Annotated in this window: 14 protein-coding genes and 1 tRNA gene; 4 read left to right on the forward strand and 11 right to left on the reverse strand. The window is 52.7% G+C overall.

Annotated elements, in window-relative coordinates; genetic code table 11:
• Positions 1-1,039: extracellular solute-binding protein (locus C7K08_RS07535; protein WP_117434636.1), on the forward strand; the 1,039-nt coding region annotated here is incomplete at its 5' end.
• 665 nt (positions 1,040-1,704) lie between these two features.
• Positions 1,705-2,334: a mechanosensitive ion channel family protein gene (locus tag C7K08_RS15450; protein WP_241537133.1), complete on the forward strand. Its 630-nt coding sequence runs from the start codon at positions 1,705-1,707 to the stop codon at positions 2,332-2,334.
• Here C7K08_RS15450 and C7K08_RS07545 read toward each other — a convergent pair.
• The 10 genes from C7K08_RS07545 to psbB form a co-directional block, all read right to left on the reverse strand.
• Positions 2,316-2,388 (reverse strand) — tRNA-Phe (locus C7K08_RS07545). The two genes, C7K08_RS15450 and C7K08_RS07545, sit on opposite strands and share 19 nt — an antisense overlap.
• 15 nt (positions 2,389-2,403) lie before the next feature.
• Complete coding sequence (locus C7K08_RS07550) at positions 2,404-3,054, reverse strand: ComF family protein (protein WP_133165179.1); 651 nt, start codon at positions 3,052-3,054, stop codon at positions 2,404-2,406.
• Positions 3,055-3,096: 42 nt separating this feature from the next.
• Complete coding sequence (locus C7K08_RS07555; RefSeq protein ID WP_106500030.1) at positions 3,097-3,366, reverse strand: DUF2470 domain-containing protein; 270 nt, start codon at positions 3,364-3,366, stop codon at positions 3,097-3,099.
• A gap of 148 nt (positions 3,367-3,514) precedes the next feature.
• Positions 3,515-4,768, reverse strand: a complete 1,254-nt coding sequence (locus C7K08_RS07560) for an FGGY-family carbohydrate kinase (RefSeq protein WP_106500031.1) — start codon at positions 4,766-4,768, stop codon at positions 3,515-3,517.
• A complete protein-coding gene (metK, locus tag C7K08_RS07565; protein ID WP_106500032.1) occupies positions 4,769-5,992 on the reverse strand; it encodes a methionine adenosyltransferase in 1,224 nt (407 codons plus the stop codon).
• Between the two features lie 26 nt (positions 5,993-6,018).
• Positions 6,019-6,756 (reverse strand): HAD family hydrolase, encoded by a 738-nt coding sequence (locus tag C7K08_RS07570; protein WP_161955840.1) that lies wholly within the window; start codon positions 6,754-6,756, stop codon positions 6,019-6,021.
• A complete protein-coding gene (locus C7K08_RS07575) occupies positions 6,749-7,855 on the reverse strand; it encodes a 30S ribosomal protein S1 (protein WP_106500034.1) in 1,107 nt (368 codons plus the stop codon). The genes C7K08_RS07570 and C7K08_RS07575 overlap by 8 nt, the downstream gene beginning before the upstream one ends.
• A gap of 85 nt (positions 7,856-7,940) precedes the next feature.
• On the reverse strand, positions 7,941-8,426 hold the full coding sequence (nrdR, locus tag C7K08_RS07580) for a transcriptional regulator NrdR (RefSeq protein WP_106500035.1): 486 nt from the start codon (positions 8,424-8,426) through the stop codon (positions 7,941-7,943).
• A 114-nt stretch (positions 8,427-8,540) separates the two neighbouring features.
• Positions 8,541-8,636, reverse strand: a complete 96-nt coding sequence (locus C7K08_RS07585) for a photosystem II reaction center protein T (protein ID WP_106500036.1) — start codon at positions 8,634-8,636, stop codon at positions 8,541-8,543.
• A gap of 21 nt (positions 8,637-8,657) precedes the next feature.
• Complete coding sequence (psbB, locus tag C7K08_RS07590) at positions 8,658-10,217, reverse strand: photosystem II chlorophyll-binding protein CP47 (protein ID WP_106500061.1); 1,560 nt, start codon at positions 10,215-10,217, stop codon at positions 8,658-8,660.
• A gap of 201 nt (positions 10,218-10,418) precedes the next feature.
• On the opposite strand from psbB, the gene C7K08_RS07595 reads away from it, so the two are divergent.
• Positions 10,419-10,829 carry a 2Fe-2S iron-sulfur cluster-binding protein gene (locus C7K08_RS07595; RefSeq protein ID WP_106500062.1) on the forward strand — a complete coding sequence of 137 codons (411 nt, stop codon included), beginning with the start codon at positions 10,419-10,421 and terminating at the stop codon, positions 10,827-10,829.
• A 59-nt stretch (positions 10,830-10,888) separates the two neighbouring features.
• Positions 10,889-10,993 carry a photosystem II reaction center protein PsbM gene (gene psbM, locus C7K08_RS07600; protein WP_106500037.1) on the forward strand — a complete coding sequence of 35 codons (105 nt, stop codon included), beginning with the start codon at positions 10,889-10,891 and terminating at the stop codon, positions 10,991-10,993.
• 10 nt (positions 10,994-11,003) lie between these two features.
• On the opposite strand, the gene C7K08_RS07605 is transcribed toward psbM, so the two are convergent.
• The gene (locus C7K08_RS07605) at positions 11,004-11,849 is read right to left on the reverse strand and encodes a universal stress protein (protein WP_106500038.1); all 846 of its coding nucleotides are present in this window, start codon (positions 11,847-11,849) and stop codon (positions 11,004-11,006) included.
• Between the last annotated feature and the right edge of the window lie 86 nt (positions 11,850-11,935).

Genomic DNA, 11,935 nt, shown 5'->3' on the forward strand with positions numbered 1-11,935 from the left:
GCCCTTGCTTGGCTTGTTGGCGGGCTGTGAGGCACCCTTAGCCAAACAAATCTTTCAAAACGCTTCCCAATCCGCTGGGATGGGATCCACCATCAGCTTATTAGTTGAAACTAGAATAGGTTCAGATCCTTCTGATCAGAAATTAAATAAATTAGTTGTTGAGCAGCAAGTTGAATCGTTTCAACGCTTCAATCCCGGCGTTAAAATTGACATTAGATTTGTTCCTAATGATCAACTGATAAAGCAACTTAATTTTCAATATAGCCGCGGTTTGGCCCCTGATTTAATACTTTTAACTACCAATAATCTGTTGCCGCTTTGGCGCCAGGGCTTGATTAAGCCCATTGAGCTAAAACCATTTGAGCAAAAATCAGTTCGAGCTGCTCTCCTGCAAGCATTCATATATAAAAAGCAATTGTTAGGCATACCTGTTTTGATTTATCCTCAAATCGCTTGCTATAATCGGAGTAGGTTGAAAGATCCGCCTGCGAACATTGATCAATTGATTAAGTTGGGCCAGGCTGGATATCCAATTGGTATATCTGGCAGTTTCGAATCCCTGCGCTGGCTTTATACGGGTTTTGATGATAGCGTTCACGCTAATATCAGTGGGCAGCAATCTAATAATCTGTTTAAATCCCCTTCGTTACCATTTCTGTCTTGGCTGCGCTTAGCTAATTTACAGCCATCCATCAGCTTTGAATCAGATCAGCAACTGTTGCGAGATGGCTTGGTTTCCGGTGAATTTAGTTGGATTACCTGTTCAGGGGCTTGGTTGCAAGGTTTGCAGAAGCGCATGGGCTCAAAATTAGGTATCGCTCCTGGCATTAGTTTGCCACTTAAAACAGATTCYACATTGGCTTTGATTGTTGAGGCTGGTTCGAGCGGGAGGCTCTTAAATCTCCAGAATATTGATTTGCTTAATGCAATTGAKCCTAAAACCAAACCTTATTTAGATTTGGTTTTAAGTGGTGATCAGAGTCCCCAGGCGATCGCCCCCAGATTTGATTCCCTTTTAAAGCAAACAGAAAGCCGATGAATTCTTTAWCSCCAGTGYTGGCTGATTTTATATCAGATTTATTAAGGCCTTCGGTGCTTCTTCAGTTGTTTGCGCTTRYTTTTGGCTTAATTATTTGGTTTTTTCTTCAGATTAGTTTGCATTTAGAAACACGTAGATGGCCCTTTGAGCACCGCTTTAAATACATGGCTTTATTTAAACCTTTGGCAAATGAAGTTTTGCTTCTGGTTATTCTTAGGATCTTTGCTCTGGCTTTGCATAAWATTAGCGGTRTTGCCGGGCTTGCATTATTTATCTCTGGCTTCTATGGKTTCTGTGTTTTTACTAGGRTMTTTATAATTTTATTGAGATTGCGTGTGCCAATWTCAATAGTTAAGARTTTTGAYATAAGTGTKCTYMGGCCYTTYCTTGTYGTTTTTGGKCTTCTTGGTTTTATTGCTCAAATTGCCGACYTGCCAAGCCTTTTAGAYGCTCCTGTGCTGATGTTGAGCTCWAATGATTTCAGYTTTAATGATCTTCTTCTGCTTKTATTTGGTAGTTATTTTCTYGCCACGGGCACCGCGCTTCCCGCCTGGTGCTTAACTTGGTTTTTTTCTGGGRTCTTTCAATTATCAAAGCCRGCCCATAGGGCMGCWGARCTAATYATYCGTTACCTGATAACGGGGATTGGMTTTGTTTTRATATTTATGATTGTTGGWGTTAAYTATACATTTCTTGCTGCRATYGGCGGCGGYTTRTCTGTGGGCCTTGGCTTTGGTTTAAAGGAGATTTTCAGTAATTTCATTAGTGGWATTTGGTTGCTAATTGAAGGTGCYGTGCGGCCCGGTGATGTGTTGCTTTTAGAAAAYGGTAAYGGAGAGGATCCTTGCGAAGTGCTTGAGCTTGGMATGCGTGCCACTACCCTTTGGCGCGATCGCGACAATGTGGAACTTGTAGTGCCGAATCAATTATTTTTTACCCAACAGATGGTTACCTACAGCGGCCTWAAGGATCGCTATCGCCGCGGGCAGGTWTTAATCGGCGCTGCCTACAGGCATCCGCCMGAAAAGGTGATTGCAATCCTTGAGGCGGTTGCAGCTACGGTTCCACGGGTATTAGCAAAACCGGCACCTAAGGGTTTGCTTTTGCGCTACGACGATTCGGCAATTACCTACGCAATTCGTTATTGGATTGAAGATCCAATGAATGGCATYTCCGTTGCCAGTGAGGTGGGAATCGCCGTTTGGAATGCCTTTAGCCGCGAGGGCATAGAGATTCCCTACCCCCAACGGGTGTTGCACATGGATGGAGCTTCTAATGCCAGGACCCAGATTTGAACTGGGGACACGGCGATTTTCAGTCGCCTGCTCTACCAACTGAGCTATCCCGGCTTGGGAAGGGCAATCTTAACCCACCCACTCCTGCTTTTTGGCTGCGGGTGTGCGGGCAATGCAGGCAAGCCCCAGCAGGCCATGGCCTGCTTTTTCAAGGGCAGCCATCGCCGCAAGGGCCGTAGCTCCTGTTGTGAGAATGTCGTCTACCAGCAGCAAGGGTTGTAATTGTTGACCTGCCGGCACCACGCARTGAAATACTCCMTCCAAATTGCTGAGCCGTTGYTTTCGGTTTAGGTGGTGTTGCCCGAGGCAGGCCCTTCGGCGCTCCAGGGCTYTTATCAATTTATGGCCGCCTGCATTGGCTAWCGCCWTAGCTAATTGCCATGGCATTGAGCCCCGCCTCGGGCGCCGCTCTGGAATCGCCGTAACCARWAGGGGCACTCCAAGATTTGGKATCTGAGCATGTAGTTGGCGGCCTAGGGCCTGCACCAATTGCTGGTTGTTTTGTTTGCGCAGTTGCAGCAATTGTTGGCGCAGGCCACCTTCATAGCTGCCCAAGGCCCACCAGGGCAGGGGCCACTGGCCCTGGCTTCCCTCTATCTCAAGGSCCAGGCTGCGGCGGCAGCTGATGCAGAGTTTGCGGTTTTCTGTTTGCCTTTGGCAGCGGGGACAACTGGCCTTWAGCAATAACCCGTCTAGCCATGGGGGSAGCAACAAAGGCACCGATTTTTTAAGGCSKCAATRGGCCTAAGGCTTCCCCTTTATTCAGGTTTGGGGCATGGCCTTCAACATTGCCACCAGGGTGCGATGGGCATCTTCGCTATCGCTGAGGGGATGGTCGAATCCGATCACCAATTCAGTGCCATCCACAGCAAGCACCATTTGCTCAGTTTCAACCCTCAGCAGCGTTGCAGAAACTGGATTTTTGAGKCCGCCGTAATGGCAGGAAAAGGCCAACACAGCCTCTGCATGGTCTTTATTCATGTGCCTGCAGATGCGGTCACTAACGGCTGGAGTGAGGGGATCAGCGGCCATGGCAGGGGGTTGTTAATTAGTTGTGCAGATTAAAAAGCAGCAGGCCAAGGCGCACACCACTGAAGCCCACATAACCTGCAAGCAGCACAAACAGCCCTAGGGAAATGATTGTGCGCAGGCGGTTGGTCATGGGGGCTTTGCCGGCTGTTCATTCCAGTGTGACGCTTCGCAGGGCCAGCAGAGCCATGGCAGCGGCAGCTGATGCATTTGCTCGATTAAGCACTGGCAGCCCAATTGCTTGCTCCCTGATGCGGCGCCATTGGCTATTGCGGGCGCCTCCTCCCACCGTTAATACCCTTTTGATAGGCGTTGCACCCAGTTGCTGCAATCTTTGCCAGCCCTGTTGTTCRATTTTGCTTAGGCCCTCAAGCAAGCCCTGTAGGTACAAAGCATCACTAACGGGCCTCGGTGTTAGCAGCGGCTCCAACCCAGGATCATCAATTGGAAAGCGCTCACCCACAGCCGGTAGTGGCAAATAAGTYAAWCCGCTTGCTTTATTTGGATCTATTTGACGGCTTAATTCCTGCAATTGCTGATCATTGAAAAATTGTCTTAATACCCCAGCACCTGCATTCGATGCGCCACCAACCAACCAGCGGCCGCCGATGCGGTGGTTGCTAATGCCAGCTCCCATCAAGGGGGTGGCATTGAATTGTTTGCACACCAAGGTGGTTCCCAAAACGGTAACGCCATCATTTGCTTGGGGATCGGCGGCGAGCACCATGGCATTTGCATCGGTGCTACCGCTCACCACTTGGCACCCMTGGGGAAGACCAAGGGCAGCACTGGCGCTGTTGCTGAGGGTTCCAAGGGCTACTCCGCTGGCCACAATTTTGGGCAATGCTTTGGCCCAAGGAGCAGCATTAATGGAGCCCGCCCAGTTGTTTTGTTCTAAATCCCAGCCCAGTCGCAGGTTGTTTCCCTCTTCACCCCAAGCCCAATCCCCCAGTAGCCAGCCCATTAGCCAATCAGCTTGATGCCGCAGCAATGGCAAGGCTTGATTCGGTTGCCATTGCAGTTGCTCCAATAAGCGCAGGGCGCGCGCCAAGCTGCCACTGGCCCTTGCCGCGGCGCTATCAGCTGGCACCAGGTCTTTTATTGCAGCCGATTGCTCTAGGCAGGCGCAGCTATAGGCAATAGCCGTGCTGAGGGGTTCACCCTTTTCATTGCAGGCCAGCAGTGTGCCAGATGTGCCATCAAYCGCTACGGCAACCACCTGTTCCCTTAGATGGGCAGGTAGTTGYTGGCTCAGTGYCRCAACCCCCTTCTTCCAGCCATTGGCGTTGTTAAAGCTGCATGGATAGGAACTCTGGCGTGTTTCCAACAAGCTGCCATCTGAGGCAACTAAGGCCAGCCTTAAACCGCTGCTGCCGAGATCTATGCCAAGACCGATTGGCAGCATCTAGCCGCGCAATTTGGCGGCGATTGTTTCCACAYTTTCCCAGGGAAGATCAAGRTCAGCCCTGCCGAAATGTCCGTAGGCAGCCACGTTTTGGTAAAAACGGCCGCCCCTGGCTTGGGGTAGGCCGCGCAGGTTGAAGATTTCGATAATGGCACCTGGCCTCAGGTCGAAATTTTCTTGCACCAGATCGGTGAGTTCATCGTTGCTCAGGGCGCTTGTGTTGAAGCTTTCCACCAAGATGCTCACCGGTTTTGCTACGCCGATCGCGTAGCTGAGTTGTACTTCCACCTTGCGGGCTAGGCCAGCTGCCACAAGCGCTTTTGCCACATATCGGGCGGCGTAGGCGGCGGAGCGATCCACCTTGGTGGGATCTTTGCCTGAAAAGGCGCCACCACCATGGCGGGCATAGCCGCCGTAGGTATCCACAATGATTTTGCGCCCAGTTAGGCCCGCATCACCTTGGGGGCCACCCACCACAAATTTGCCAGTGGGGTTAACCAAAAAGCGAGTGCTGTTGCGATCTGGTTTTAGGGCGAGATCAGCGGTGGCGGGTTSCACCACATGGGTCCAGAGGTCGGAGGAAATACGTTCCCTTAAACCTTTGTCATCACTGATGCCATCTATTTCAGCGATGTGTTGGGTGGAGATCAAGATCGTGTCGATCGCCACTGGTTTTTCATTTTCATAAACAACGCTCACCTGGGTTTTGCCATCGGGYAACAGGTAATCCAAGGAACCGTTGTGGCGCACTTCTGCCAAACGCCKTGCCAAGCGGTGGGCCAGGCTGATGGGCAGRGGCATCAACTCAGGTGTTTCATCACAGGCGTAGCCAAACATGATGCCTTGGTCGCCGGCACCAACTTTGTCTAGGGGGTCGCCATCGTGGTCRTCTGCTTCATCTACGCCTTGGGCGATATCTGGTGATTGTTGATCTAGGGCCACCAACACAGCGCAACTATGGGCATCAAAACCACCGGCGCGGGCGCCGTTGTAGCCAATTTGTTCGATAACACCGCGCACAAGGCTATTAAAATCAACCCTTGCGGTGGTTGTTACTTCGCCCGTAATTAAACAAAGGCCTGTATTAACAACTGTTTCGCAAGCCACCCTGCTGGCTGGATCCTGGGCGAGCAGCGCATCAAGCACGGCATCGCTCACCTGGTCGCAGATTTTATCGGGGTGGCCTTCAGTTACTGATTCGGATGTGAATACGTAGCGACCCATGGGCGGATTCCAGTGCGCTGCAAAGGCTACAGCGGAGCGAATTGATCCCAATGCTGCAGGTGGCCATGGCTTCCAGAAAGCTGTAGCGGCAGATCCCAACCACCCTGGTAGGCAAGGCTCCAACCCAAACCAGCGGCAGCTGCCATGCTTAGATCCGCTTCGGCATCACCCACCATGCCGCAAGCTTCAGGGTTCACAGCAAGGATTTCACAAACGCTGATAGCAGCTGCCGGATCGGGTTTGGCCGGGTTGCGATCGGCCCCGTAAATAGCCTTGAAAAAATGCATTAGTTGGTGCTCCAGCAAAAAAKCCTCCARGCTGGAGCCAACGTCACTACTCAAAATCGCCATGGTGATTCCCCTTTCCWGCAGGCGCTGCAACATTGCAACCAGGCCTGGGGTTGGTGGGGTGAGCTTKGCCTTGCGATCAGCTAGSGCAGCATCAGCTTGAGCAAGGGCTGTTTCGGCCCATTGTTGGGCCTGRCACCAGTCCACCCCATGGATGGCAAGCACCGTGGCTGTGGARATTAAATTGTTTTGGCGGCTGGCAACTGCTGTAGCTCCAGCTGGATCAATACCTTTTTCGCTGATGCCATAGGCAGCGAGTAGGGGGGCTTGCAGATTGTTAATGCCGCTTAGGCGTCTACAAAAATCGGCCCTGGCTATCGCCAGGGCCGTTAGGTAGGAACCACTCAAGCAAAGGGTGCCATCTTTATCAAATAGCACTGCCTTTGTGTTGTTTAAAGGAACTTGAAATTCAATCAAGCTCAGCTGTTTCTTCTTCTACCAATGAATCTGTTTCAGATTCGTCGGCTTGCTCAAGCAGCATCTGCTTATAGCGGGCTGCCATCTCTTCAGCGTTGTCGAACACTTTTTGAGGATCGGTGAGCATGTCGCCAGGTTCTGGTTCTAGAGCCTTKGTTGATAGKGAAATTCGACCCCTTTCGGCATCTAGATCGATGATCATTACCTTCATTTGATCGTTCACATTCAACACCGTGTGGGGTGTTTCGATGTGTTCGTGGCTGATTTCGGAGATGTGCAAGAGGCCGCTTACGCCACCGATATCGATAAATGCGCCGTAGGGCTTGATGCCACGCACGGTGCCGATAACCACTTCGCCCACTTCGAGRCGATTCATCTTGCGTTCTACCAAAGCGCGACGGTGGCTTAGCACCAGGCGGTTGCGCTCCTCATCCACCTCAAGGAATTTAAGGGGCAGGAAATCTGCCACCAGATCTTCTTTTGGCTTTCTGGTGCTGATGTGGCTGCCTGGAATAAAGCCCCGTAAACCTTCAACCCGCACCAGGGCACCACCGCGGTTTGTGGCAAATACCTCGCTGTATATGGTGGCGTCTTCCTTTTGCAATTGGCCCACCCGTTCCCAGGCCCGTTGATATTCGATGCGGCGTATTGAAAGGGAAAGTTGGCCGTCTTCATTCTCATCGGTGAGGATGAAAAATTCCCGCACTTCGCCTGGCTCTAGCACCTCTTCAAGGGTTTCAACCCGGTTGATCGATACCTCTTGCAGGGGCATAAATGCCGCTGTTTTGGCGCCAATATCAATCAGGGCACCTTTGGGCTCAAGATTGAATACGGTGCCGTTAACAACATCKCCAGGTTTGAAGTGATAGTCGTAYTTACTTAGTAGTGCGGCAAATTCATCCAGGGTGAAACCCACATCGTCGCCACTGCGGCTTGCCACTCGAATGCCTTCTTCTGCGCYAGGCACTTCGTAGGGGATGTCGTCGGCCAGATCATGGGCCATGGCATCAAGGCTTTGCTCCAGATCAAGCATGGAATCTGYAGCCAGCGCTTCAACTTGTTCAGTGGTTGATTCAGTGGTTGATGGGGTTGTAGTCATGGATGGAAGGGGCGGCCTGCCTCAGGCAGGGGGGAAGGGTGCCGCTCATAACTCCGCCAAAGCAGAACGGTAATCTCTAACCCTATCAGCCGATCTCCGCCAATTGCCGCTTCACTTGATTGCGTTGACGCAATTTTTCAAGGGTGTCGATGAAATCGGAAACACTACGAAACTTGCCATATACCGAGGCAAATCGCACATAGGCCACCTCGCTGAGATCACCTAATTGATCGAGCACCAAATCCCCTAACTCCTGGCTGTTTATCTCCCGTAGATTGCGCTGCTGCAGCTGKAYYTCAAGGTCGTCTAGCACTAATTCCAAGCGGCTTGTGTCGAGCCCAGTTTTTTCRCARGCCCGCACTAAACCAGTGAGAAGTTTGCTGCGACTAAAAATTTCACGGTTGCCATTGCGTTTAATCACCGTGATTGGAACAGTTTCAACCCGTTCGTAGGTGGTGAAACGAAATTCGCAATTTAAGCATTCACGCCTGCGCCTCACTGTTCTGCCAGAATCGGCTGCCCGTGATTCGAGCACCCGACTATCACTGTGCTGGCAGGAGGGACACTGCAAACGAATTACTTAASAAGCTTGCTGATTGTAGACATTAATAACCCCTTTGAAAAGCCCCATTAATTAGGGGGAATTTCAAAGGGGATTTGTTTATCAACAAGGGATTAGCAAGGTTTACTTGCCAATCTTGGGGGGATCCCGSAGGGCAACTGCAAAAAACAGGGTGCCTARGGCGAAGGCGAGGRTCAAGATGTAAGCGAAACTTTCCATTGTTGGGGTACTCCTTAATGGTCAGTTGATGGTGCTGCCAGCCGGAGGCACATAGCCCTCGGGTAGGCGGCGGGTGGTTTTGTCGCCGAGTTTGGCAAAAAGGCCAAATTCAACTTGCTCGCCGAGATCTGGATCGATTCCGGCAAACACATCCCGGTAAAGGGTGCGAGCCCCATGCCAGATGTGTCCGAAGAAGAAGAGCAGAGCAAATGTGGCATGGCCGAAGGTGAACCAACCACGGGGTGAACTGCGGAAGGTGCCATCGGAGTGGTACTTCTCACGGTCGAACTCAAAGCCTTCGCCRAGCTGAGCTTTGCGGGCTAAGCGCTTCACATCMGCGGGATCAGTGAAGGTTTTGCCATCAAGTTCGCCGCCATAAACGGTGGCAGTTACACCGGTTTGTTCGAAGGAGTATTTCGCTTCAGCCCTACGGAAGGGAATGTCGGCYCTAACRATTCTGTCTTTGTCTTCAAGCACCACAGGGAAGTTTTCAAAGAAGTTTGGCAAGCGCCTCACCTGCAGATCCCTACCTTCTTTGTCTGTGAAACTGATGTGGCCGATCCAACCGGTGGGTAGGCCGTCGCCGTTAACCATGGGGCCAACCCTAAARAGGCCACCTTTGGCAGGGCTGTTGCCYACGTAATCAAAGAAGGCGAGTTTCTCAGGGATAGCTCCATAGGCCTCGCTGGGGCTTGCYCCCTGGGCGATWGCTCCTTGGGCCCTACGGGCAATCTCCTGTTTGAAATAACCCTGGTCCCATTGGTAGCGGGTGGGGCCAAACAGTTCTATGGGYGTGGTGGCACTGCCGTACCACATGGTTCCAGCCACGATGAAGGCGGCAAAGAAAACAGCTGCAATTGCACTGGCAAGCACYGTTTCAATGTTGCCCATGCGCAGGGCYTTRTAGAGGCGCTCAGGTGGACGGGTGGTGATGTGAAAAATGCCAGCAATGATGCCAACGATTCCAGCGGCGATGTGGTGRGCCACCACACCACCAGGGTTGAAGGGATTAAAGCCCTCCGGTCCCCAGGCAGGCTGCACTTTTTCTAAATGACCACTTATTCCATAGGGGTCGCTTACCCACATGCCGGGTCCAAAAACCCCRGTTAGGTGGAAGGCACCAAAGCCAAAACAAGCAAGCCCAGCCAGAAGTAGGTGAATGCCAAAAATCTTGGGCAGATCGAGGGCGGGTTCGCCGGTGCGGGGATCTTGCCARATTTCCAGATCCCAGAAAGTCCAATGCCAGATGGCGGCCAAAAACAACAGGCCGCTCAGRATGATGTGGGCTGCGGCWACCCCTTCGAAGCTCCAGAAACCAGGATCAACTCCGGTTTCACCGGTGATGCTCCAACCMCCCCAGCTGCCGGTAACGCCCAAACGTGCCATAAAGGGCATYACRAACATGCCCTGCCGCCACATGGGGTTGAGAACGGCATCGGAAGAATCAAAAATGGCCAGCTCATATAGGGCCATCGAACCGGCCCAGCCGGCCACCAAGGCGGTGTGCATTAGGTGCACCGCCAAAAGGCGGCCCGGATCGTTGATTACGACCGTGTGCACCCTGTACCAGGGCAATCCCATTTGATTCTGTGGGGGTAAACGAGACAGGAGCTCCGCAGAAGCTGCGAAGATTTGGTGATCGTAGAGGTTAAGAACCAAACCCTGGCTTGAGGTTTCAAAGGGAAACATTTCGGGTTGCTGGTGGGGCGCCCTTCAGGCCGTAATCGCGTCACAATTCGCAATACATAGCAAGGCAGAATGCAGCCTGTTGCGGTTTTGCGGATGCCGGTGGTGCGTTTTGTGCGGGAGGGTTGCGAAGTGGTTTGTTCGGAGGGAACCAACCTGCGGGAGTTGGCATTGGCGGAGGGTTTGCAGCTATACGGCCTTAAGGGCCAATTGGGCAATTGCGGCGGCTGCGGCCAATGCATCACCTGTTTTGTGGAAGTRATAGCGGAACGCAATGGCTCGGCTTTAAGTGAGCGCACTGCAGTGGAAGATCAAAAATTGCGGAGGCGTCCCTCCAGCTGGCGCTTGGCTTGTCAGGCCCTGGTGTTGGATTCCGTTGCGGTGCTCACCAGGCCCCAGGTGGGCAGGGAATCCCTCTCCTCCCAAATCGAGCAAGCCCGCCTTGAACCCCTGCCAAAGGGCCCGGTTTTAGCGGAAGAGGAGCCGCCGCTGAGCGACGAGCTGTGAACGCCAGGTATCACGGCCACTCTGGCGGTGATACCCTCCCGAGACATCCACCAGCGGTCATGGAAACCAACGATCTCGGCTTTGTGGCCAGCCTCCTATTTGTGTTGGTGCCAGCAGTGTTTTTGATTGTTCTCTATATCCAAACCAATAGCCGYCAGGGKTAAGCGCTGAAATTCAGCGCTTTTCCGGCTCTCGCACCAGCAGCACTGGCGCTGGTGCGTGCACCCTTACGTAGTCGCTAACGGAACCACCCAGCAGTTTGTCGAGGTCTACTAGGCCCTTTGCCACTAGTGGGCGTCGATCTTGAGAGGCGATCACWAGCAGATCAGCCTTGATTTCAGCGGCCGCTGCGCAAAGSCCGCGGCCGATATCGCCGGTTTTGTGYAARGCAATCAGTTCAACGCCAAAGCTGCGGGCCCTTTGCTTGGCTTGATCGAGCAAACTGTCGGCTGGCCTTGCGCCGCTGCGGCTGGGGGCCAAGTCGTGGTGGCCGATGTGCACTCCGGTGAGGCTGCTGCCGGGGATATCTTTTGCTATTTCGCAGGCAAGTTTGAGGGCGTCATCACCCACGCCGGTGCCATCGATGCCCACCATCAGCCGGTTTACGTGGCGCACGTARAGGTCGTCGCGCACCAAAAGCATGGGCCTGGTGGAGAGTTGAAACACATATTGGCTAGCGCTGTTGGCAAGGAYTGATTGCAAGCGGCCCAAGCCGCGGGAGCCCATCAAAATCAGGTCGRCATTGAGCTCATCCGCCACTGTTAGCACCGTTTGTTTGGTGTCCCCCTGGCGCAGGATCGTRTTTATTTCCGTGGGTTTTAAGCCGARGCGATCCACSGCATCGGCCAGCAAAGTTGCGCCTTTTTGCCAGTGATCTTTGAGGTTTTCGCTCGTTTGTTCGGGMACCACGTGCAGCAGGTTCAAGCGAGCCTGGGAGAAGCAGGGGATATCGCGCAGCATGCGCACCATTTCCCCCACGTGGCCCTTGCCGGAATCGGCGATTAACAAATTGCGGAACATGGCGGGCAAGGCGGCTTTTTTTAGCCTATGGCGCTGTTAGCACCCGSCCAGTATGCTAGTACYTATGTATTGAATTTTGGGCTGGT

Source organism: Synechococcus lacustris str. Tous (assembly GCF_003011125.1).
GTDB classification, from domain to species: domain Bacteria; phylum Cyanobacteriota; class Cyanobacteriia; order PCC-6307; family Cyanobiaceae; genus Synechococcus_D; species Synechococcus_D lacustris.